Source organism: Angustibacter sp. McL0619 (genome assembly GCF_049994355.1).
Lineage (GTDB): Bacteria > Actinomycetota > Actinomycetes > Actinomycetales > Angustibacteraceae > Angustibacter.
This window is the reverse complement of record NZ_CP188257.1, coordinates 3,691,461-3,714,790: the sequence shown is the minus strand read 5'-3', so window position 1 is coordinate 3,714,790 and position 23,330 is coordinate 3,691,461. Positions and strand designations below refer to the sequence as shown.

16 protein-coding genes are annotated in these 23,330 nt (G+C 72.0%); 12 read left to right on the top strand and 4 right to left on the bottom strand.

The genetic code is table 11. From position 1 onward, the window contains the following. Positions 1-13: 13 nt before the first annotated feature. The 3 genes from wecB (at position 14) to ACPPVT_RS17175 (ending at position 4,232) form a co-directional block, all read left to right on the top strand. A complete protein-coding gene (gene wecB / locus ACPPVT_RS17185) occupies positions 14-1,093 on the top strand; it encodes a non-hydrolyzing UDP-N-acetylglucosamine 2-epimerase (protein WP_426562375.1) in 1,080 nt (359 codons plus the stop codon). Further along, positions 1,090-3,039 carry a glycosyltransferase family protein gene (locus ACPPVT_RS17180; RefSeq protein ID WP_426562373.1) on the top strand — a complete coding sequence of 650 codons (1,950 nt, stop codon included), beginning with the start codon at positions 1,090-1,092 and terminating at the stop codon, positions 3,037-3,039. Before wecB ends, ACPPVT_RS17180 begins: the two co-directional genes overlap by 4 nt. A gap of 71 nt (positions 3,040-3,110) precedes the next feature. Continuing rightward, entirely contained in the window at positions 3,111-4,232 is a 1,122-nt protein-coding gene (locus ACPPVT_RS17175) for an SGNH hydrolase domain-containing protein (protein ID WP_426562371.1), read from the top strand. A gap of 30 nt (positions 4,233-4,262) precedes the next feature. On the opposite strand, the gene ACPPVT_RS17170 is transcribed toward ACPPVT_RS17175, so the two are convergent. Then, the gene (locus ACPPVT_RS17170; protein ID WP_426562369.1) at positions 4,263-5,276 is read right to left on the bottom strand and encodes a glycosyltransferase family 2 protein; all 1,014 of its coding nucleotides are present in this window, start codon (positions 5,274-5,276) and stop codon (positions 4,263-4,265) included. Between the two features lie 18 nt (positions 5,277-5,294). On the opposite strand from ACPPVT_RS17170, the gene ACPPVT_RS17165 reads away from it, so the two are divergent. Next, on the top strand, positions 5,295-6,359 hold the full coding sequence (locus tag ACPPVT_RS17165; RefSeq protein WP_426562367.1) for a glucose-1-phosphate thymidylyltransferase: 1,065 nt from the start codon (positions 5,295-5,297) through the stop codon (positions 6,357-6,359). Here the strand turns inward: ACPPVT_RS17165 and ACPPVT_RS17160 are convergent. Then, on the bottom strand, positions 6,346-6,855 hold the full coding sequence (locus ACPPVT_RS17160; RefSeq protein WP_426562366.1) for a GtrA family protein: 510 nt from the start codon (positions 6,853-6,855) through the stop codon (positions 6,346-6,348). The genes ACPPVT_RS17165 and ACPPVT_RS17160 overlap by 14 nt on opposite strands. A gap of 40 nt (positions 6,856-6,895) precedes the next feature. On the opposite strand from ACPPVT_RS17160, the gene rffA reads away from it, so the two are divergent. Then, positions 6,896-8,056: a dTDP-4-amino-4,6-dideoxygalactose transaminase gene (gene rffA, locus ACPPVT_RS17155; protein WP_426562364.1), complete on the top strand. Its 1,161-nt coding sequence runs from the start codon at positions 6,896-6,898 to the stop codon at positions 8,054-8,056. Positions 8,057-8,059: 3 nt separating this feature from the next. Further along, the gene (locus ACPPVT_RS17150) at positions 8,060-8,896 is read left to right on the top strand and encodes an N-acetyltransferase (RefSeq protein WP_426562362.1); all 837 of its coding nucleotides are present in this window, start codon (positions 8,060-8,062) and stop codon (positions 8,894-8,896) included. 27 nt (positions 8,897-8,923) lie between these two features. Here ACPPVT_RS17150 and ACPPVT_RS17145 read toward each other — a convergent pair whose 3' ends face one another. Next, positions 8,924-10,705, bottom strand: a complete 1,782-nt coding sequence (locus tag ACPPVT_RS17145) for a hypothetical protein (RefSeq protein WP_426562360.1) — start codon at positions 10,703-10,705, stop codon at positions 8,924-8,926. A gap of 276 nt (positions 10,706-10,981) precedes the next feature. On the opposite strand from ACPPVT_RS17145, the gene ACPPVT_RS17140 reads away from it, so the two are divergent. The 6 genes from ACPPVT_RS17140 (at position 10,982) to ACPPVT_RS17115 (ending at position 22,547) form a co-directional block, all read left to right on the top strand. After that, positions 10,982-13,111: an acyltransferase family protein gene (locus ACPPVT_RS17140; RefSeq protein WP_426562358.1), complete on the top strand. Its 2,130-nt coding sequence runs from the start codon at positions 10,982-10,984 to the stop codon at positions 13,109-13,111. Between the two features lie 72 nt (positions 13,112-13,183). After that, entirely contained in the window at positions 13,184-15,022 is a 1,839-nt protein-coding gene (locus tag ACPPVT_RS17135) for a glycosyltransferase (RefSeq protein ID WP_426562356.1), read from the top strand. Then, complete coding sequence (locus ACPPVT_RS17130; RefSeq protein ID WP_426562354.1) at positions 15,003-17,222, top strand: glycosyltransferase family 4 protein; 2,220 nt, start codon at positions 15,003-15,005, stop codon at positions 17,220-17,222. The genes ACPPVT_RS17135 and ACPPVT_RS17130 overlap by 20 nt, the downstream gene beginning before the upstream one ends. Before the next feature lie 35 nt (positions 17,223-17,257). Further along, the gene (locus ACPPVT_RS17125; protein ID WP_426562352.1) at positions 17,258-18,331 is read left to right on the top strand and encodes an O-methyltransferase; all 1,074 of its coding nucleotides are present in this window, start codon (positions 17,258-17,260) and stop codon (positions 18,329-18,331) included. A 50-nt stretch (positions 18,332-18,381) separates the two neighbouring features. Next, positions 18,382-20,388: a SpoIID/LytB domain-containing protein gene (locus tag ACPPVT_RS17120; protein ID WP_426562350.1), complete on the top strand. Its 2,007-nt coding sequence runs from the start codon at positions 18,382-18,384 to the stop codon at positions 20,386-20,388. A 110-nt stretch (positions 20,389-20,498) separates the two neighbouring features. Then, on the top strand, positions 20,499-22,547 hold the full coding sequence (locus ACPPVT_RS17115; protein WP_426562348.1) for a peptidoglycan-binding domain-containing protein: 2,049 nt from the start codon (positions 20,499-20,501) through the stop codon (positions 22,545-22,547). Here ACPPVT_RS17115 and ACPPVT_RS17110 read toward each other — a convergent pair. Next, positions 22,501-23,298 (bottom strand): TIGR03089 family protein, encoded by a 798-nt coding sequence (locus ACPPVT_RS17110; RefSeq protein WP_426562346.1) that lies wholly within the window; start codon positions 23,296-23,298, stop codon positions 22,501-22,503. The two genes, ACPPVT_RS17115 and ACPPVT_RS17110, sit on opposite strands and share 47 nt — an antisense overlap. Positions 23,299-23,330: the final 32 nt, after the last annotated feature.

Below are 23,330 nucleotides of genomic sequence, written 5' to 3'. Positions count from 1 at the left end.
CTGAAAGGCCCGCATGCCCGCCGACGTCCTGCACGTGACCGGTGCCCGCCCGAACTTCCCCAAGGCCGCACCCGTGATCCGGGCGCTGGATGCGCTCGGCGTGCAGCAGCAGCTCGTGCACACCGGTCAGCACTACGACGAGAAGATGTCCGACGTCTTCTTCCACCAGCTCGGCCTGCCGGAGCCGGACATCAACCTCGGGGTGGGATCGGGCTCGCACGCCCGCCAGACCGCGGCCATCATGACCGGCCTCGAGGACCTCATGCTGGCCGAGCGCCCGCAGCTGGTCGTGGTCTACGGAGACGTCAACTCCACGGTGGCCGCGGCCCTGGTCGGCGCCAAGATCGGTGTGCGCTCGGCGCACGTCGAGGCCGGGCTGCGCAGCTTCGACCTGACCATGCCGGAGGAGATCAACCGGATGGTGACCGACCGGCTCGCATCGCTGCTCTTCGCGACCAGCCCGGACGCCATCGCCCACCTGGCCCGCGAGGGCGTCGACCCGGACGCGATCCACCTCGTCGGCAACCCGATGATCGACACCTTGCTGGCCAACCTCGACCGGTTCGACGCAGCGGCTGCGCGGGCCGCGCACGACCTCGAGGGCCGCTATGCGGTGGCCACCCTGCACCGGCCGGCGAACGTCGACGACCCGGCGGACGCCTCGAACCTGACCACAGCACTGCACGCCGTCGCCGACCAGGTCCAGATCGTGCTGCCGCTGCACCCGCGCGGCCGCGCCAGCCTGGAGGCGGCCGGCCTGTTCGAGCACCCCGGGATCAACGTGGTCGACCCGCTCGGCTACGTGGAGTTCATGGGCCTGGTGCGCGGCGCGGACGCCGTGGTCACCGACTCCGGCGGCGTCCAGGAGGAGACCACGATCCTCGGAGTGCCGTGCCTGACGCTGCGCCCCAACACCGAGCGCCCGGTCACCATCACGCACGGCACCAACCAGCTGGTGACCCGCGAGGGCCTGGCGGTGGCCGTGAAGGGTGTGCTGGATGCCGGGCGGGCTTCGACGTGGCCGGTGCCGCCGCTGTGGGACGGCAAGGCCGGCCCCCGGATCGCGGAGGTCATCGCGCGGGAGCTCGGGTGAGCGAGGGCTCCCTCGAGAACGATCTGCTGCGCCAGCGGATCGCCGAGCTCGAGGCCCAGCTGGCCGTCCCGCGCCAGTCCCGGCTCGGCGTCGCGGCCCGGGTGGTGCGCACGGCGGTCCGGCAGCCGAACCGGCGTCGGGCACTGCCGCGCGACCTCGCCAAGGCGCTGGTGGACCCGCCGGAGCGGACGGTGCACCCGCGCGAGCTGGGCAAGCCCCCGCGGGTCGAGCTGCCCGACGGTCCCGTCGCCCGTCCCGGCCTGGTGGTCGCGACGATCCTGGACACCTTCTCCGAGCTGTGCCTTCGCTACGAGTGGGACCAGCTCACGTTCGGACCGGACGACTGGCGCCAGGTCCTGCCACAGCGTCGGCCCGACCTGCTGTTCGTGGAGTCGGCGTGGAACGGCAACGACGGGCGCTGGCGGCTGCACATGACCCGAGACGGCCGGCCCAGCGAGGAGCTGCGCGCGCTGGTCTCCTGGTGCCAGACCAACGGCATCCCCACGGTCTTCTGGAACAAGGAGGACCCGCCGAACTACGACGTGTTCATCGAGACCGCGAAGCTGTTCGACCAGGTCTTCACGGTGGACGCCGAGCGGATCCCGGACTACCACCGGGACCTGGGGCACGAGCGGGTCGCGCTGCTGGCCTTCGCCGCGCAGCCGCGGATCCACAACCCGGTGGAGCGCGGCGCCGGCCGGGTGCGCGAGCTGGCTTTCGCCGGTACGTACTTCGCCGAGAAACACGCCGAGCGGCGCGAGCAGATGGACTACCTCCTGCGTCCGGCCAGCGAGCTGGGGCTGCACATCTACTCCAGGCTGCAGAGCGACGACCCGCGCTACCGGTTCCCCAAGGACCTCGTGCCGTTCGTCGTCGGCAGCCTCGACTACGACCAGATGGTCGGCGCCTACTCGTCGTACAAGGTGTTCATCAACGTGAACTCGGTCACCGGGTCGCCGACGATGTGCTCGCGCCGGCTGTTCGAGCTGTCCGCGGCGCAGACCGCCGTGGTGTCCGCCCCCGCAGCCTCCGTCCAGCCGTTCTTCGGCGACACGATCCGGGTGGTGCAGGACGCCGACCAGGCGCGCCAGGAGATGACCGCGCTGGTGCGGCACCGCGAGCTGCGGGACCGGGTCGGGCTGCGCGCCCACCGGCGCGTCTTCGACGAGCACCTGTACACCCACCGGGTCGACGACGTACTGCGCGCCGTCGGCCTGCAGGACGCCGGGGGCCTGACCCGGACGACGCCGCGCGCGCCGATCAGCGCCGTGGTGGCGACCAACCGCCCGCAGCAGCTCGAGAACGTCATGTCGTTCATCGGGCGTCAGGTGCACCCGGACGTCCAGCTCGTCCTGGTGCAGCACGGTTTCGCGACCGCGGACGACGAGCTCGCCCGGCTGGCGCACGAGCACGGGGTGCGCGACTACGTCGCGCTCGAGGCGGACGCCGCCCTCACCCTCGGTGCCTGCATGAACCTCGGAGTGGACGCGGCCGACGGGACCTTCGTCGCCAAGATGGACGACGACAACCTCTACCTCGAGCACTACCTGAGCGACCTGGTCCGTGCGTTCTCGTTCACGGACGCCGAGGTGGTCGGCAAGTGGGCCCACCTGGTCCATCTCGAGGGGTCGAATGCGACTCTCCTGCGCTTCCCGCACGCCGAGCACCGGTACACCCAGCTCGTGCAGGGCGGCACGATCCTGACCCGCCGCGAGACCGCGGCACGGCTCCGCTTCGAGGATCTGCCTCGGCGGGTCGACACGACGTTCCTCGACAAGGTGCACGCCGGCGGTGGCACCGTCTTCAGCGCGGACCGGTTCAACTTCGTCTCGGTGCGCCGACCCGACCCGGCCAGCCACACCTGGACGATCCCGGAGGAGCAGCTGCTGGCCGGGCAGGCCGAGCTGCTCTTCTACGGCGACCCCACGACGCACGCCCGCGTGTGACGGCGCCCCCGGCGCGCCCCCGAGCGGCCCACCCGTGCGCCCCCGTGCGATCGTGCGTAGCGTGCTGAGGCGTGCCGTACCAGGACGAGGCGACGGGACGGCCGGACGGTGCGCCGCACGACGCGCATCAGCGGCCGGTCCGTCGGCGTGACCGGCTGCCCGGGCCGGCGCTCGCGGTGGTGCTGGCCATTGCTGTCCTCGTCCTGGGGGTAGCGCTGGCTGGAGGACTCTTCGACGGCGCCCCCGGCCTGGACCGGGACGTGGCACAGGGTGCGGGGACGCCGGCCGGCGCCGCGCCCACGCCTGGCACGCCGTCCGCGCCGCCCACGGCCCGACCCGAGCCGCGCCCGACCGGCGGCGAGGTCCTGGTGGCCCGGGTGCGGTCCTCGCGGTTCGACCCTTCACCCGGCCGGATCGTCCCGGCGCCGGCGGCGGCGGACGACGACGTGCCGCGGGCCTACGCCGACGGCTGCCAGGTGCTGCCGCCGGGAACGACCCCTGTGCGGTGCGTGTACGGCAACCCCCGGGCGCGCATCACGGTGGCGCTGGTCGGCGACTCCAAGGCACTGCAGTGGCTACCGGCGCTGCAGGAGGTGGCTCGCCGCCAGAACTGGCGGATCGAGTCGTACACCAAGTCGGCGTGCGCGTTCGTCCGCGGGGTCACGACGTTGCTGAACGGGGCGCCGTACACGACTTGCCGCACCTGGAACAGCCGGCTGGCCGCGCGGCTGGCGCACGACCCGCCGGAGGTCGTGGTGACGTCGAACGGCAAGCGCAGCGTGATGCGGACGGCCGCCAGCCCCGGCGGCTCGCTCGCGCTCGCCCCTGGTTTGCGCGCGGCGTGGGGAGCCTTGGCCCGGTCCGGCAGCACGGTGGTCGTGCTGCGGGACACTCCCGACCCCGGCCTGGACGTGCCGTCCTGTGTCGCCCAGCACCGCGCCGACGTCCGCGACTGCAGCTTCCCGCGCGCCACCGGGCTGCGCCGAAGCGGTGGGCAGGCCCAGCTGCTGGCTCTCAGCCAGCAGCCACGGGCGACGATGATCGACCTGACGCCGCAGCTGTGCCCGGCGTCCCCGTGCCAGCCCGTGATCGGCGACCTGCTGGTCTACCGCAAGGGTTCGCACCTGACCGCGACCTTCGTGCGCAGCATGTCTGGCGAGCTCGAGCGCCTGCTCCTGAGAGCTCTGCGATGACGACGACTTCGCCCAGTTGAGCTGCCGTTCTCACGCCTTCTTCATCGCGGCCGCCACGTTGTCCGGCGACTGGTGCTGAGCCCTGCCGGCCGGCAGCTCGGAGGGCACGCCCGCTCGCGGCCCGTCGTCCGCGCCGTCCACCCGGACGACGAAGGTGGGTCGCTGCATCCCCCGGAAATGCATCCGGCCGACGTACTCACCGAGGATGCCGATGGAGACCATCTGTGCGCCCGAGAACAGCGCGATCATCGAGGCCAGCGTGGTGAACCCGGCCACCGTCGTCCCACCCGAGGCGAAGCGGTAGAGCACGAATCCCAACAGCAGCAGACCGAGCAGGCCGCAGAGGGCGCCGAGATAGGTCACCAGCTTGAGCGGCAGGGCGCTGTATCCGGTCACCATCGTGACCGCGTGCCGGACCAGCTTGCGCAGGCTGTACGCCGAGCGGCCGACCTCGCGGCGGTCCATCTGCACCGACTGGCGGCGCACCCCGGTGGTGGTCCAGGACAGCAGGACGTCGACCGAGGCGAACGGGTCGTTGACGTTGGAGAAGCCTTCGCGCAGGTCGGTCCGGAACGCGCGCAGCGCGCTGACGTCGCGAGCGTTGTCCACCCCGGACGCGGCCAGCGCGGCCTTCACGCTCCGTGACGCGATCGACCGGGCGAAGCCGTGCTCCTCCACCGTCGGGACGCCGTACACGAGGTCGACCAGCGGGTTGGACAACGGCTCCAGCAGTACGGGCAGCTCCTCCGGACGGTGCTGCAGGTCGTCGTCCATCGTCACGATGACCTCGTGGTGCGCGCGCAGGATGCCGGCCAGCAAGGCGTTGTGCTGGCCGTAGTTGCGCCGCAGCAGCACGGCTCGCACGTGGGTGGACTCGAGCTCGAGGGTGTGCGCGACGGCGTACGTGTCGTCGGGGCTGCCGTCCACCACGAGGATCACCTCGTAGTCCTCGACCGCTGTCGCGAGCACGTCGTGCAGCCGAGTGACCAGTGGGCGCAGGGTGTCCCGCGAGCGGTAGCACGGGATCACGACGGACAGTTTCATGCCCCTAGGATGCACTGCATGAAGGCATTGGTGCTGGCCGGCGGGTCGGGGACACGTCTGAGACCCATCACCCACACCTCGGCCAAGCAGCTGATCCCGGTCGCCAACAAGCCGGTCCTGTTCTACGGGCTCGAGCAGCTGCGCGACGCCGGGATCACCGACATCGGCATCATCGTCGGCGACACCCGCGCCGAGGTGATGGCGGCCGTAGGGGACGGCAGCGAGCTCGGAATCCAGGTCACCTACATCCCGCAGGACGCCCCGCTCGGCCTCGCGCACGCGGTGCTGATCGCGCGCGACTTCCTGGGCGACGACGACTTCTGCATGTTCCTCGGCGACAACTTCCTGCTCGGTGGGGTCAGCGACTTCGTCGCCGAGTTCGAGTCCTCGACGGCTGCGGCGCAGATCCTGCTCACCGAGGTGGCCGAGCCGCAGTTCTACGGGGTCGCGGTGCTGGACGAGGCGGGATCGGTCGTCCAGATGGTCGAGAAGCCGGCGAACCCACCCAGCAATCTCGCCGTCGTCGGGGTCTACCTGTTCCGGTCCGTCGTGCACGACGCGGTGCGGGCGATCGAGCCGTCAGCCCGTGGCGAGCTGGAGATCACCGACGCCATCGCGTGGTTGATCGCGCAGGACCTCGACGTGCGCAGCCATCTGGTGACCGGCTACTGGAAGGACACCGGCCGTCTGGAGGACATGCTCGAGTGCAACCGCCGGGTGCTTGAGGGGATCGCGCCGGACGTGCGCGGCGACGTCGACGCGGAGAGCCAGCTGGTCGGCCGGGTGGTGATCGAGGAGGGCGCGACCATCGTCCGGAGCACCGTGCGCGGCCCGGCGATCATCGGTCGTGGCACGCACCTCGAGGACTCCTACGTCGGGCCGTTCACCTCGATCTACCACGGCTGCACGATCACCGGGACCGAGCTGGAGCACTCGATCATCCTGGAGGACTGCGTCATCACCGGTGCCGGCCGGATCGAGGACTCGCTGCTCGGCAAGTCGGTGACCGTGGTCCGGTCCGAGCAGGTGCCGCGTGCGCAGCGCCTGATGCTCGGCGACCACTCGACGGTCAGCCTTCCCTGAGACCGGCCGGTCCTTCGGGACCCGCGTCTGCCTTCCGATCAGCGTGGTGGTGCCGGAACGAGACGTAATGGTGGCCCAGGTAGCTCCCGCACGCCACCACGACGACGGCGATCACCTGGGCGGCCAGCGGTGGGATCGGCGTCAGCTCGACCAGCAACGGCGTCACCACGAAACCCGCGGTGGCGCCGCCGGCCCATACCGACACGAACCGGCCGATCTCGGACCGCCACGGGCCGGTCGAGCGATACACCAGCCGGCGGTAGGTGGGGAAAGCGACGCTGATGGCCACCACCTGGGCCATGGCGATGGCTGCCATGTACCAGATTCCGGTGGACAGCAGAGCCGCGAGCAGCACGAGGTACCCCAGCTGGACGCTGCCGGCGACGACGAGGTACCTGCCCTGTGAGGTGCTCAGCAGACCAGCCAGCGGCCGTCCGAGCGGGCCCAGACGAATGCGGGCCAAGTGGTCCAGCACGTCCGGCCCTCGCTCTGTCACGCTCTGATGGTACGGGCTGGTGATGTGGCATTCTCGTGGGGTGAGTCAAGCCTTCATCCCCTTCACGCGCCCCTACGTCACACCTCGCGAGGAGGAGTACCTGCTGGACTCCCTACGCTCGGGGATCCTGCAGGGCGACGGCCCGATGACCAAGGCCGCGACCCGCGTGCTGCTCGAGGTGAGCGGTGCCGAGCGGGCACTGCTGACCACCTCGTGCACGCATGCCCTTGAGATGTCCGCGATGCTGCTCGATCTCGGTCCCGGTGACGAGGTGCTGGTGCCCAGCTTCACCTTCTCCTCGACGGCGGGTGCGGTGGCGATCCGCGGTGCCACGCCGGTGTTCGTCGACATCGACCCGCTGACCCTCAACCTGGACGTCCAGGCGGCCGAGGCGGCGGTGACCGACCGGACCCGGGCCGTCTTCGTCGTCCACTACGGCGGGATCGGAGCCGACATCCCGGCGCTACTCGCGCTGGCCGACCGGCACGGCCTGGCCGTCGTGGAGGACAACGCGCACGGGCTCGGCGCCCGTCGCGGCGGGTACACCCTTGGCACGGTCGGCGCGATGGCCACCCAGAGCTTCCACTCCACCAAGAACGTGCAATGTGGTGAGGGCGGCGCGCTGCTGGTGAACGACGCGTCGTTCTTTGAGCGCGCAGAGGTGTTGCGCGAGAAGGGAACCGACCGTTCCCGGTTCCTGCGCGGCCAGGTCGACAAGTACACCTGGAACGACGTCGGCTCCAGCTACCTGCCGAGCGACCTGCTCTGCGCTGTACTGCTCAGCCAGCTGGAGTCGTTCGACCTCGTGCAGCGGCTGCGGCACGAGATCTGGGACGCCTACCAGCAGTCGCTCGGCGGCTGGGCGAGCGCCAACGGCGCCCGCCTGATGCACGTCCCGGACGACGCGCAGCACCCGGCGCACGTGTTCTACCTGATCATGGCGACGCACGAGGACCAGACCGCGCTGCTGACCCACCTGCGCGAGCGGGCGATCACCGGCACCTTCCACTACGTGCCGCTGGACAGCAGCCCAGCGGGCCGGCGCTTCGGTCGTACGCCGAGCCCGTGCGACGTGACCGCAGACTTGTCGGCGCGCCTGGTCCGGCTGCCGCTGTACGCAGGGATGACCCAGGCGGACGTCGACCGGGTGCTGGACGCGGTGACCGCCTACGTCGCGCGGACGCCCGTCGCGGCAGGCTGACCGTTGGCCTGGCAGGCGCTGACCGGCGATCGGGTCGAGGTCGCGGACAGCCCGGCGGAGTCCCGCCGCTTCGGTGTCTCCGTCGCCAGGGTCACCGTCGGCTCGGCGAGCGACCCGGGCGCCGACGGTGCGGGGCAGTTGCGCGAGGTCCTGGCTGAGGCCGGGCAGGACGTGCTCGTCGTCCGCTACCCGGCGGACCGGCTGGCACTGGCCGCCGTGGTCGCCGGCTGCGGTCGTGACGTGCTGCCCGCGGGGTCGCTGACGTACTGGGGGGCACCCAGCAGTGAGGTTCTGCGCCCCGAGCCGGACCGCTGGCGCATTCGGTCCGCCGCCGCGCTGGACGACGGCGCCGACCACCGCGTCGACCACGGCGCCGACCACCGCGTCGAGGACGTGGTCGACGACGTGGTGGCCGCGAGTTTCGAGGGCTACGGGAACCACTACCTGGCCAACCCCCTGTTCGCCCCGGCGGACGCGCTGGCGGGTTACCAGGAGTGGGCGCGGGGGTGCGTAGCCCGCCAGCCGGACGACGTCCTGTTGCTGCTCGAGCAGGATCGGGTGGTCGGCCTGGCGACCTGCGAGGAGTCCGTGGGGCAGCCGTCGGGGCACCTGGAGATCCTGCTGGCCGGTCTGGTCCCGGCCGCTCAAGGGCAGCGTGGCTACGGCCACCTGCTCGCCGGGTGCGCCGATCTGGCCGGCGCGCGCGGGCTGCCGGACACCATCATCTCCACGCAGACGCACAACGTGCGCGTGCAGCGGGCGTGGGCCCGCGCTGGACTACGGCCGTTCGGCGCGGTCGAGACCGTGCACTGCGTGCGCCGCGGGCTGCTGGACGGCTGACCGCCGGGGCTGAGGACCTGCCGGCGCTCAGGCCCCCCGGATCGTGATCGACGAACAGAACGGCTTGCCGTACTTGTACCGGTAGATCTGGTACAGGCCCTTGAGCATCCTGCCGGACGTCGGGCCCTTGCCGGCGAGGCCCTTCCTGGCCTGGCGCACGGCGTCGCAGCGCCGCTGCTCGCCGGCGTCGGAGGGGTCGGCGAGGACGAGCTCGTCGTAGATCCGGGTCACCGCAAGGGTGCCGGGGTCGACGGACGCCGCGTGCGTCGCCGCCAGGTTGATCGGCAGCACCGCGCCGCCCACCAGTGCCGCGACCAGCGCGACCGCGGACCACAGCACGATCGACTTGCGCCAGGTCGCCCGAAGGTCGATCGCCAGCGCGACGAACGTCGCGGTGGCTGCGAGCGCCACCCAGGTGACGACGGTGTGTCGGTACACGTGGCCGAACGAGAGGATGACGTCCTGCGCCTGCCTCGAGATCGACATCATGGCCGCGCTGCCGAAGGCGATCAGCAGCGCCGCGATGGCCCCGTGCAGGGCCGCCACGGACAGCGCCTTCCGAGCGGCTGGTGCGTCCACCGTCTCGTCGGCGGTCTCGTCAGCGGTGTCCACCGCGGCGTCGTCCGCAGTCTCACCAGCGGTGCCGGGCGCGACGATCCGGCCGAGGCCCAGCGGTCCGAGCAGCAGCCGGACCAGCAGCAGGCCGCCAGCCGCGAGGAAGGCGAAGACCACCAGAGGTGAGGAGAACGGTCCTGGCAGCGTGTCCTGGCCCACCGCCTTCAGGGTGGTCAGAACCTCGCTGCGGCCGGACAGCGGCACGCTCGACCCGAAGTTGTACAGCCACGTCTTGACGATCCCGGCGTCTATTTTGGGCGAGGTGCCGATGTAGCAGGGACCCGAAGCGCAGGCGTACGAGATGGCCGCGCGCACCGCGACGAGGGCGACCAGGAAGAGCGCCGTGAGAGTGCCGCCGACGAAGAGCTTGGCCCGTCGCTCGCGTGCGCGGTCCGCTGCCGGCGCCAAAGGCTGGAGCGCGAGCGTCACCACCGCGACCGGCACAGCGACGTAGTACAGCTCGTAGGAGCTGTTCAGCCCTGCCGCGACGAGCCCGAGCACGAGCACGGTGAGCACTGTCAGCAGGCGGGACGGTGCGACCGTCCGACGTCGTGCCAGCCACAGCGCGAGGGCCGGGACCCCGAACCCCACGATGATCGCGCCGTAGGTGAGCACCGCATACGTCGTCCATCCGTTGGCCGGCTGCAGCTGCGCCTGCGTACCGACCGCGCCGAGCACGGTGACCGCGGCGGCGACGAGCAGGAGCGCGCCCCGGCCGAACCGGACCAGGGTGCCGGCGGGGGTGCGCCCGCGCAGGGCCGCCGCGAAGCCGACCACGCTGCCCAGGCTGAGTATCAGCAGCACGATCTTCTGGGCGGCCTGCACGGTCGCCACCGAGGTGCTGGTGGCCATCGCCATCAGCGTCACACCCGTGTAGGACACCCACTGCACGATGAAGGCGAGTGGGGCGAACCGGCCTTGGTTCAGCCGAAATCTGATGTCGCCGATCGGGATGGTGAACATCCGCGTCCAGTGCCCGGCCGTCTGACCGGGAGCCTCTGCGTACATGTGTCGCTGGTCGGCGGCCAGGGGTGCGATCAGCACCGGCCAGAGCATCACCAGAGCGCCTACCAGGACGCACGCGAAAGCCAGCACCCAGCCGACCGCACGAACCCGCGGATCCTTCAGCCAGGCTGCGGCGGAACGGGTGCCGGAGTCCGATCGGGAGGACGTGCGGTCTCTCGGTTGGTCCATGGCTCCAGTCCCTGGCGAGTGGTCTCCGGGCGGCTCGCGAGGTGTCGACCTGACTCCTGGCGCCACGGATTGGCGGGCCACAGGCTACCTCACGGTCCGTCCGGTCCGTCCCCTCGGCGATCTGCGCGAATCGGGTCTTCGTGCTCGGTTGTCGTAGACTGACGCGGCCCAAGCCGGAGTCCGTCACCCGGGACTCCACCCCGCGATCCCTTTCCTGCCCACTGCGACACCGCCCCAGCACATCGCCCCTGCACATCGCCCTGCACGAGGAGTTCCGTGACCGACCTGCGCACCGTTCCCGCCCCGGGAGCAGCGGCGCGAGACGTGCAGGAAGACCGCAAGGGAGAGGGCTTCCGCCCAGACGTCGAGGGCCTGCGGACCATCGCGATCGGCACCGTGCTGCTGTACCACGCCGGTATCAGCTACGTCCCCGGCGGCTTCGTCGGCGTCGATGTGTTCTTCGTCATCTCCGGCTTCCTCATCACCGGCCTGTTGCTGCGCGAGCTGCGACGGTCCGGGACGATCTCGCTGACCCGGTTCTACGCGCGGCGGGCCAAGCGGCTGCTGCCGGCGACCGCGGTGGTGCTCGCCGGCACCGCCTTGATGACCATCGCTTTCCTGCCCCGCATCTCCTGGCGGTCCATCGGTGGCGACATCATGGCCGCCGCGGCCTACGTGGTGAACTGGCGGCTGGCTGCCGGCTCGGTCAACTACCTGAACGAGGACCAGGCGGTCTCGCCGGTCCAACAGTTCTGGTCCCTGGCGGTGGAGGAGCAGTACTACCTGGTCTGGCCGCTGCTGCTGCTGCTGGCCGCCTTGTGGTTCCGCCGCCGCCGCGCCGGCCAGGTCACGAACGGGCCGTTGTGGGTGGGGCTCGCGGTGATCGCCATCCCCTCGTTCATCTGGTCCGTCTACGAGACCGCGCACAACCCGTCCGTCGCGTTCTTCGTCACGACCACCCGGATGTGGGAGCTGGCCGTCGGTGCCGCCGTGGCGATCGCCGCAACCAGCCTCGCCAGGCTGCCGTCCAGGGTCGCCGCCGTGTCCGGCTGGGCCGGCCTGGCCTTGATCGGCGTGTCCGCCCTCGTGATCCACACCAGCTACCCGTGGCCCGGGGCGCTCGCACTGCTGCCAACGGTCGGTACGGCACTGGTCATCGCCTGTGGGCCGGCGTCCGGCCGCGCCGGCCCGGTGGCGCTGCTCGGCACCACCCCGTTCGTCTGGGTCGGCGGGCTCTCCTACTCGTTGTACCTGTGGCACTGGCCGATCGTCGTGGTCGCGACCGAGCACTGGGGTGGCCGGCTCACCGTCGCGCAGGGCGTGTTCGTCATCGCCCTGTCGTTCGTGCCGGCGTACCTGAGCCTGCGGCTCGTCGAGAACCCGTTCCGCTACATGCCACGACTGTCCCGGCAGCCGCGCACCGCGCTCGCGGTCGGCGCGGCGTTCACTGCCGTCGGCATCCTGGTCGGCTTCGGCCTGCGGGCCGCGGTCCCCGAGGTCGGGGTCAAACCCGGCACGGCGAAGGCCGCGACCGCGATCGGTGCCGAGGCTCTCGGCGACCATCCGCGGACGTCTCCGGCCGGTATCGCGGTCGACCGCGTCGACTGGATGACCCCCGGACCGCTGCAGGCTGCGGACGACGTCCCGGTCGCCTACGCCGACGACTGCCAGCAGACGTTCGCCGGTACTGCGCCCAAGATGTGCGAGTACGGCGACAAGAACAGCGACCGCACCGTCGCGCTGGTCGGGGACTCCAAGGCGCTGCAGTGGCTGCCTGCGCTGCAGGCCATCGCCGGGCAGGAGCACTGGCGGATCGTCACGTACACCAAGTCGGACTGCGCGTTCACCGACGCGCTCGTCACCAGCGATGATGGCGTCTACGACCAGTGCCGCACCTGGAACCGCAAGGTCCAGCAGGCGCTCGCCGCCCACCCGGCGGACGTCGTGGTCACCTCGAGTGGCAAGCGCGTCGCGCTGCTTCCTGGCAGCCGCACGAATCGCTCCGTCGAGGCGATGGCCGGCGGCCTCCAGCGGGCCTGGAGGCGGGTCGCCGCGGCCGGCAGCCAGGTCGTCGTCATCCGTGACAACCCGGCGCCTGCCGGGGTGGACATGGACGAGTGCGTCGCCGAGAACCCCAACCAGCTCACCAGGTGCACCTTCGACCGGACCGACGGTCTGCGCGTCAGTGGCGGCACGCCGCAGCTGATGGCGGCGCCCAAGGTCCCGGAGGCGAGGCTGCTCGACCTGACGGACGCGATCTGCCCCCGACAGGCGTGCGCGCCGGTGATCGGCCACGTGCTGGTGTTCCGTCAGGGTTCGCACCTGACGGCCACCTACGTAGCGTCGCTGGCGTCCCGGCTGCACGGCCCCTTGGTCGACGCGATGACGGCGAGCACCGCCGGGTAGGTTGAGCGTCGAATTGTCCGACCGGGGTCGATGGCCCCCGTTGGCCCGCAAACGTCGTGAGGAGCTCACTGGATGTCCGAGCGGGGACTGGTGCGCCGCGTCCTGTCGAAAGGTCGGCGCACAGCACGCGCCGTCGCGCTCCGGCTGCTCGGCCGTTCGACGAACGAGCAGCTGAGCATCCGCCGGCAGCGGCTCGCGGAGGTTCGCCAGGCCGCGCTCGAAGCAGTCGCGGGTGCCCCCGACCGCCCGGACGTGCACCTGGCGACCGCGGTGGGCGCCGGGCTCGCCGTCGAGCTGAAGTGGGAGGTGCGGACGTCGCCGGTCGACCCGGCGCGTCCGGGCGCGTGGACCCAGCCGCTGCCCGACCTGCTCCTCGTCGAGGTGGCCCGCAGCGGCGTCCCGGGGTGGACGCGCGGCGTCGCCGCTGGTCTGGCCCAGCTGGCCGAGGCCGCGCGCCAGGCGGACGTCCCGGTCGTGGTGTGGGCGACTGGTGACGGGCTCGACCCGGAGGCGCTGCCCGCGCTGAAGCCGCTGCTCGAGCTGGCGACCCGGGTCTTCGTCAGCGCCCCCAGCCGCCTCGAGGAGTGGCGCACCCGGGTCGGCGGTGCCGAGGTCGAGCTGCTGCTGCCCGCCGTTCAGCCCCGGCTCAACCACCCTGGAGCCGGCGGCAACGCGCGAGTGCCTGCGGCCTGCGTGCTGATGGACCCGCCGGCCGCGAACGGGTCGCTGCGCCGTGCTCCGGACCCGCTCCTGGAGACGACGATGCCTCGGTCGCTGATCCGCTCGGTCGACATCTGGCCGATCGGCGACGCCGCCGGCAAGACCCGGGACGTCCCCGAGCCGCTCGCCGGCCGGGTCACCGCGCCGGTCGATCCCGGTACGGCGGCCGGCGTGGCGCGCGGCTACCGGGTGCTGCTCGACGCCGGCCGCGGCGAGCCGACCTCGAGCTGGGGCCTGCTCCGTGCGGGCGCCGCACAGACCGCCGTGATCACAGACGCGGCGCACGCCCGGCTGCTGCCGGACGAGCTGCGCGACCGGGTCTGCGTGGTCGACAACCCTGACGACCTGGCCGGCGCGGTGAGCGCTCGGGTGAACCAGCCCGAGCTGCGCGACCGCGAGGGGCTGCAGCTGCAGCGGGCTGTGCTGGGCGCGCACACGCTGCGCCATCGCGTCGACTCCTTGCTGCAGGCTGTGGGGCGCCAGGTCGAGGCCGTCGACACGAGCGTGTCGGCCGTCGTGCCCACCAACCGCGAGCATGAGATCGACAACATCCTGGCCAACCTGGGCCGCCAGCGGCACGCCGGCGTCCAGCTGGTGCTGGTGCTGCACGGCCTGGACGTCGACGAACCGGCACTACGCGCGCGAGCCGAGGCCGCCGGAGTGGGCAACCTGGTGCTGGTGCACGCGGAGCACTCACTGACGCTGGGTGCCTGCATGAACCTCGGGGTTGAGGCTTCGGACGGTCGCTACGTCGCCAAGATGGACGACGACAACCACTACGGCGCGCACTATCTGGGCGACCTGGTCAGCGCACTGCGCAACAGCGACGCGCAGATCGCCGGCAAGTGGGCGCACTATGTGTGGCTGCGCGCCACCGGTGCCGTGGTACTGCGGCACCCGACCGCAGAGAACACCTACGAGCGCCGGGTGCAGGGCGGCTCGATGCTGTTCGAGGCCGACCTGGTCCGCAGCGTGCGGTTCAGCGACATCCCCCGCGCCGTCGACAGCGACATCCTCGACCGGGCGATGGACCGGGGTGCCAAGGTGTTCAGCGCCGACCGGTTCAACTTCGTGAGCATCCGCGGGACGGACCGGACGGCACACACCTGGACCGTCGCCGACCACACGTTCATGACGCCCACGGGCCTGCTGACCTTCTTTGGAGACCCTCGTGAGCACGTCGACGTCTAGGTCCGCCGCCTCCCTGGGCGGTCGGGCCCGGCAGGCCACGGTCGCCTTGCTGCGCCGGGCCGCCGAGCACGCCCCGGTCGCGGGTCCGAACGCGATGCGCCGTGCTGTCGAGCAGGCCCGGCTGCAGGCCGCGGGGCGTGCGGGCCGCGCGGGTGACGCCGCCGGGGCCCGCCGCGCCGCCGCGCCGCTGATGACCTCGACGGACCCGTTGGTGCGCGCCCGGGCGCTGGACGCGATCGGCGACCGCGCCGCCGCGCTCGACGCCGTGCGCGAGGTGAACGGCGCCGGCGGGAGTGCAGCGGCCGGGGACGAGCGCTCCGTGGCGGCGGCGCTGCTCCACCTGAAGCTGCTGCCCGGCTCGGCCGCGGCAAGCGAGCGGGCCAGCGTGCTGTCCGACCTCGTGACGCGGGCACCCGCGGACAACGACCAGGCGAAGGCGGTGGTCAGCGCGCTGCGCGACCATGGGGACGCCGTCCTGGCGCGGGCCTACCGACCCCAGCTCGCCGCGTCGGGCTTCCGCAAGCCGCTGGCCACCCTCGACGACCAGCTGGACACCTGGCAGCTGATGGCCCGGCACGCGGACGGTCCCGAGGCCTTTGCTGCGGCCGTAGCCGCCCTTCCCGACCGCCGGCGACCGCGGCTGACCGCCCGAGCCCTGGGCGGCCTGGCTCGCTGGGACGAGCTGTCGCAGTGCCTGGCCGACTGCCCGCCGGCGGCGCTGGCCGCCTCCGGGCTGACCGCGGCAGAGCTGGCCCGCTGGGGCGCTCGCGCGCTGCGCGCCGGGCACACTCGTGCTGCGGTGAGCATCGCCGAGCAGGCCCTGTCCCGCAACGCCCGGCACCGCGGCGCGCTCGCCGTCGTCGAGAACGGGCAGGACCAGCTTCAGGTGGTCGCGCAACGTTGGCAGCCGCCGCCGGTCGCCGCCCCGTCGTACGAGCCGCGACCCGACGCCGTGCTGTCCGTGCTGTCGCAGTCGCTGCCGATCCGCTCCGGCGGGTACGCCACCCGGACGCACGGCGTACTGAGCAGCCTGGTCGCCCGCGGCTGGGACGTCGAGGCGGTGACCCGGCTCGGCTTCCCCTACGACCGCTGGCCGGGCGCCGATCCGCGCACCGTGCCCGAGTCGGACGTCGTCGACGGGATCCGGTACCACCGGTTGCTGCAGGACGGCGTCCGGGCCTACCCGCAGTTCCCGCTGGCCCGTTACGTCGGCACCTTCGCGGACGGCGTCGAGACGGTCGCGCGCCGGCACCGCGCCCGGCTGGTGCACGCCTCCAGCTTCTACGTCACCGGCCTCGCCGCGGCGTCGGCCGCCCGACGGCTGGGCCTACCGTTCGTCTACGAGATGCGCGGCCTCGAGGACCTCATGAAGAACGTGCGCGACCCCGACTTCGCCAGTACGGACCGCTACCAGTTCCTGGACCACGTCGAGACCGAGGTCTGCCACGAGGCGGACGCGGTGTTCGTGATCACCGAGGCGCTGCGGGTCGAGATGGCCGCTCGCGGCGTCGCCGAGGACAAGCTCGTCGTGCTGCCCAACGGTGTGCACACCGACCAGTTCGCGCCGCGCGAGCGGGACCGCGACCTCGAGCGCGAACTTGGTGTCGAGGGCATCCCGGTCATCGGCTACGCGGGCAGCCTGGTCGACTACGAGGGCCTGGAGCTGCTGATGGCCGCGGTCGCGGTGCTACGCGAGCAGGAGGTTGCCTTCCGGGTGCTCGTCGTCGGCGACGGTCCACAGGAGGCGTCCGTTCGGGCGGCGGCCGACGAGCTGGGTCTGGCGGACCGGGTGACGTTCACCGGGCGGGTGCCGCACGACCAGGTGTCGCGCTACCTGTCGTTGGTCGACGTCACCCCGTTCCCCCGGCTGCCGCTGCCGGTCTGCGAGCTCATCTCGCCGATGAAGCCGTTCGAGGCGCTCGCGATGGGCAAGGCCGTGGTGGTCTCCAGCGTCGCGGCGCTGACCGAGATCATCGAGGACGGCGTGACCGGGCTGGTGTTCGAGAAGGGGAACGCGCAGGACCTGGCGCGCATCCTGCGGCTGCTGCTCGAGTCGCCGCAGCTGCGGGCCCAGCTCGGCGAGGCCGGGCTGGCCTGGGTGCGGCGCGAACGGGACTGGTCGGCGGTGACCGCGATCGCCGACGAAACCTACCGGGCCGTCCTGGCTGCCCATGACGCCAGGCCTTTGGGGCCAGCCTGACCGGTGCCGTGGCGACCCTGTGTCAAACTCCCCCCATGCCTGAGACCCCGGCCAGTTCCGGTCCCGCGTCGCGCGCCGGCGGCGTCATGGTGCACGTCCGTCGACGAGCCCTTCCGCTCGTCGTACTCGTCGTCGCCGTCGTTCTTCTGGTGCTGCTTCGGGGGCGGCAGCTGATCGTGCTGATCGGGGTGCTGCAGGCGCTCGGGCTGGCTGTTCTGCTCGAGCTGTGGCGCCGCCAAGGCCAGGTGCTGCGCCGCGAGGACGCCGTGCTGGACGGCCTGCGCCGGGTGGCCATGGAGCTCGGGGGCCGGGCCAACGGCAAGCACATGTCGGAGTCCACGTCCGCGCACGCGCAGCTGCGCGCGCTGCGCCAGCACGTGGCCGCGGCCGAGAAGCGGCGGGCCGAGACCCGCAAGGCAGACCGGCACGCCGACCGCGAGGTCCAGCGGATCGGACGCCGGGACCGGCGCAACGACTTCGCGCAGGTCGAGGGTCTGCTCAACCTCTACGCCCGGTTCCCGCCCACCCAGCGGATGCCCGGGCTGCGCGACTGGGCCATCTCGCCGGACCTGCTGCTGGCCGTGATCGACCTGATCGGCCAGCGGAGACCGCGAACCGTGCTCGAGCTCGGTGGCGGGTCGTCCACCGTGTGGCTGGCGCACGTGCTTCGCAGCACGGGCGCGTCGACCCGCATCATCACGCTCGAGCACGACCCGTTCTGGGCCGACAAGGTCCGCGGGATGCTGGTGACGCACGGGCTGGCCGACCTCGTCGACATCCGGCTGGCCCCGCTCACCGAGCAGGAGATCGACGGGAAGAACTGGCTCTGGTATGACCCGTCCGGCTGGCAGGACCTTTCCGACCTGGACCTCGTCCTGGTGGACGGGCCGCCCGCGGCCACCGGGGGGCTGGCTCGCTTCCCGGCCATGCCGCTGCTGGCCGACCGGCTGTCCGCCGGCGCGGTGGTCGTGATGGACGACGCGATCCGCGAGGACGAGCAGCAGATCGCCGAGCTGTGGAGCCCGCTGCTGGAGGGCTTCGACCGGCAGGACCTGCCGGTCGAGAAGAAGGCGATCCTGTTCTCGCGCGGATCGGCCCTGGCCTTGTGAGTGGCCGGGGCTGGGCTCAAGGTAGAAGCGGTACCGGTCGAGGAGGTGTCATGCGCCGTTCGAGTGATATTCGGGTCAACGCGCCGCGGCGCGGGAGGTCGATCGCGGCGGGTGTCCTCGTCCTAGGGCTCCTCGTCCCGGTCCAGGCCGTGCTGAGCGCCGTACCCGCGTCCGCTGCGACCTGTCCCGCCCCGGGCACCGGCTCGATCTCCAACGCCCCAGACCCCAGCGGCGTCGACTGGGTGGTCCGCGGGCACGGCTTCGGTCACTCGGTCGGGATGAGCCAGTACGGCGCCCAGGGCGCCGCCTCCCTCGGCTGCACCTACCGCGAGATCCTGGCCGCCTACTACCCGGGCACCACCGTGCTGACCAGGACACTCGCCACCAAGGTCGACGTCAAGCTGATGCGTGGCGGGTCCAAGGTGCTGCTGACCGCGGTGTCGCTCGACATCCCGTGGTACGGGCCCGATGGCAAGACCGCTACCCAGCCGAAGGGCAGCACGTGGTCCGTCGTGCTCAGCGGCACGAGCCAGTTCGTGCGTGACGCGGCCGACCACAACGTGTTCAGCGCTGCCGCCGGGCAGACCGTTCGTGCGTACCAGAACGGCCGGATCGTGCGGGTTCGCTCCTACGACGGCACGAGCCTGGTGACCGACCGCACGATGCGCTGGGACGAGACCCAGTTCCTGACCTCGAGCGCCGGGCTGGACAGCACGCAGGCACTGCGGACCAGTTCGGCCGGCGACGCGGTGCAGAAGTACCTGTGGGGCCTGGCCGAGGTGCCGTCGAGCTGGCCTCAGCAGGCGCTCTACGCGCAGGCCACCGCCGCGCGTACCTACCTGGTGCGGCGCTACGTCGCCGCCACCGGCGCCTACACGGTGTGGGCGACGACGCAGGACCAGAACTACCAGGGTTACACACACGAGAGCGATGACGCGGCGGCCGGTGGCCACTGGCGTACTGCGGTGGACAACGTCCCCGGCCGGATCATCATGTACGGGTCGTCGGTGATCGACGCCATGTACACCTCCAGCCACGGCGGTCACAGCGAGGACGTTCGCTACTCCTTCGGCGGCACCACGAAGATCCCCTACCTGGTGTCGGTGGACGACTCGCAGTGGGACCTCGCGTCCAGCAACCCGCTGCGGGCCTGGACGGTCGGCTACAGCAACGCCAGCTTCGCGAGCCGTTTCGGCATGGACTCGGTCACCTCGGTCAGCCTGGCCAATCCGGCGACCGAGGCACGGCTGTCCGGCGTGACCGTGACCGGCAAGAAGAGCGGGGCCACGGTGACCAAGAACTACACGGGGATGGCCGCCCGGTCGCTGCTCGGCGTCCGCTCGCCCGGCTTCACCATCGTGCGCAAGACCCCGCTGCCGCCGGCCTCCAACGGCATCGCGATCAGCGGTGACTGGGACGGCAACGGCGTCGACGACGTCGGCTGGTTCAAGGACGGGGTCTTCTCGCTGCGGTGGCCGGACGGCACGACGCGGCGGATCGAGCTCGGCCAGGCCGGTGACATCCCGGTAGTGGCCGACTGGGACGGCGACAGTGAGCACCGGGACGGCATCGGGGTGTTCCGCAACGGCGTGTGGCAGACCCGCAACTCCCTCTCGGGGGCCGGCGTGGTGACCACGTTCACCTACGGCCAGGCCGGCGACCTGCCGATCGCCGGACACTGGACGGCCGCAGCGGCCGCGAACATCGGTGTGGTCCGGGCCGGCGTCTGGCGGATGCGCCCCACGGCGACTGCCGGCGAGCCGACGCTGATCGCGCCCTTCCCGGGCTCGGGCAAGCCGATGCTCGGCGACTGGGACGGCAACGGGATGGACACCCCGGGCTGGTTCGGCAACGGGGTCTGGCACCTGTCGAACCTGATCACCCACCCCGCGGTCCATCGCACGGTGACGTTCGGCCGAGCGGGTGACCAGCCGGTCCCGGGGGACTGGGACGGCAACCACTCGACGACGACGGGCATCGCGCGCTCCAGCAGCTTCTTCTGGCGCAACGACCTGCTCGGCGGGGCCGCCACGGGATCGCGGGTCTACGGGCCCTGAGCCACGCCCGCGACACGCCCGGGATCGCAACATCTGCAACACGGGTATCAAGTGTTGGGCGCTTGGCGCCGAGGGAGATGAGGCAGCAGCCTCAACCCCAGGAGACGCCCATGCCCGGCCGGCACCGCGCTACCGCGAACCGCACCTCCGTCGTATCGGGCCGCGTCGTGATGACCGCGACCGCGGCAGCCATCGCCCTGCAACCGGCGATGGCCGTCACCGCGGAGGGCGCGGCACCGGCCATGCCGAAGGCGCCGCGTCCGCTGCCGAGGGCAGTGGACACCGCGTCGGGGTATCTCGGGCAGAACAGCTGCGACCCGGCGGCCAAGCCGGGCGTCGAGGCGTACGCGCGGATGGTCCTGACCACGTTCCGGGCCGGGCACAGCGGCGGGATCGTGCGCGGCTGCGGCCTGGGGTCGACGAGCGAGCACAAAGAGGGCCGGGCGTTCGACTACATGCTCAGCGTCAAGGACCCCAAGGAGAAGGCGGTCGGTGACGCGCTCACCAAGTGGCTGACCGGTCCGGACGAGCACGGCGTGGTCGCCGGTAACGCACGACGGCTGGGTGTGATGTACCTGATCTGGAACCGCAGGTTCTGGAGCTCGTACACCAACACGTGGCGCACGTACACCGGGCCGAACCCGCACACCGACCACGTGCACACGAGCTTCAGCTGGGACGGCGCGATGCAGCGCACGTCCTGGTGGACCGGGACGCCGGTGACCCAGGCCGACCAGGGCACCTGCATGGTCTACGGCGGGCAGCCCGCGCCGGTCTACACCACCCGTCGCACCGCGCCGTGCCCCACCCACCTGCCGGCGGCGCCGTCCTCGCGGTACGCGTTGGTCTGGCCGGGCGAGAGCGGCAGCACGGTGAAGGTGGCGCAGGCGGCGCTGGGTCTCAAGCAGGACGGGTCCTTCGGGTCCGGCACGCGCACCGCGCTGATGAGCTGGCAGCGGACCAAGAAGGTCCCGGTCACCGGCGTGCTGGACAAGCCGACCTGGGCCAAGCTGGTGCCGGCGACGACCGCTCCCACCCCGGTACCCAGCACCCCGGTACCCAGCACCCCGGTACCCAGCACCCCGGTACCCAGCACCCCGGTACCCAGCACCCCGGTACCGCCCGCCTCCCTGACGACGACGCTGACGCCGTACCTGTCCACGACCGTCCGTGCCGGCGCCAAGGGCGCGTCGGTCAGCGCGCTGCAGAAGGCGCTGGGCATCACCGTCGACGGCACGTTCGGCAGCGGCACGACGCAGGCGGTCAAGGAGTTCCAGGCGGCCCTGGGCCTGAAGGTCACGGGCGTCGTCGACCCGGCCACCTGGGTCACGGTCGAGCGGGCCGCGTACCCGCTGCTCGCCTACCGCGGCCGGGTGCTCGTCCAGGGGGCGAGCGGCGCTGCCGTCACCCAGCTGCAGTTGGCGCTGAGGATCCACGCCGACGGTGCGTTCGGGCCGCTGACCGCCGCTGCGCTGAAGGGCTTCCAGGCCACGGCCCACCTGCCGCAGACCGCGGTGACCGACCCGGCAACCTGGATCGCGCTCGAGCAGTCCGCCTACCCGTTGGGTCGCCGACTGGTGCCGGCGGGCTCGGCCACGCCGACCCCGACGCCGACGCCCACGCCGACGCCCACGCCGACCCCCACGCCGGCCCCCACCCCCACGCCGACCCCCGCACCCAGCACGTCCGCGGAGTCGGTGCGCACCCAGACGATCGTGTCCAGGTACAAGTCGCTCACCGTGCGCGAGGGCTCGCACGGGCCCGCCGTCCAGGCACTGGAGCGCGCACTCGGCTTGCACACGACCAACGTGGACTTCCGCAGCGGGACCACCGCAGCCGTCAAGCGCCTTCAGCGCGCCAGCAAGCTGCCGGTCACCGGCGTGGTCAACCGGCCCACCTGGGACGCCGTGGAGCGGTCCGCCTACCCGTTGCTGTCCTACCGGTCGATCGTGCTGCGCGAAGGCTCGCGGGGGACGGCGGTCAAGGCGCTGCAGCATGCCTTGCACCTGACCGCGGACGGCGAGTTCGGCCCGCGCACGAAGGCCGCGGTCAAGGCTGCGCAGCAGCGCGGCAAGATCGCCTCCACCGGGGTGGTCGGCGTCCTGACCTGGGTCACGATCGAGCGGCAGGCCTACCCGCTGGGGCAGCGACACTGGTGACCCGCTCGGACGCCCACCTGGCGTCCAGCGCGTCGGGGGAGAGCTCGCCGGACACGGCGACCAGCGAACCCTGGACCGACCATGCCGCCAGGGAGCAGGTCAGCAGCCACCAGCAGCGGACTGCCCGGTCGCTGCCTTCGGCGGGGCCGAGGGCCAGGCCGATCCGCGACCCCGCGGTCCAGCTCTGTGCGCTGGCCAGCTCGCGGGCGGCGGCGACCAGGCGGGCGGCGTCCCAGCTCTGACCGTCCGGGTCCATCGCCACCAGGACCGGCGCCTCGTCGTCAAGGTCGAACACGTCCGCCTGGAGCATCACCTCGGCCGCCTCGTCGGTCCAGCCGGCGGGCAGCGGGTCGGCACCCGCCCACCGGCGGGCGAGCGCGGCCAGCGAGACCGCGACCGCGAGCGGCCCTGCGGTGGCTGTTGGCCCGGCTGGCCGGTCGGTGACCAGCACCACCGGCGGCGTGGTGTCGTCCGGCCGTCCGAGGGTGAGCACCCCGCCGGCCGACCAGGTGGCCAGCGCCCAGTACACCGACCGCCAGTGTGCCGGCAGATCGAGCCGGACCCGATCGCCCGTCTGCAGCCCGAGCTCGTCAACCAGCAGGTTGGCGGTCTTCGCCGTCCAGTTGGCCAGCACCCGGCCAGACAGCTCGATCCGCTCACCGGTGGGCTCGTCGTACCAGGTCAGCCGCGGTGAACTGGCGTCCCGACGGGCCAGGTCCGCCGCGAGGGCCTCCGGCCGGGTCCCTTCCATGGCCGTGACCCTAGCCCGGCCCTGACCCTAGC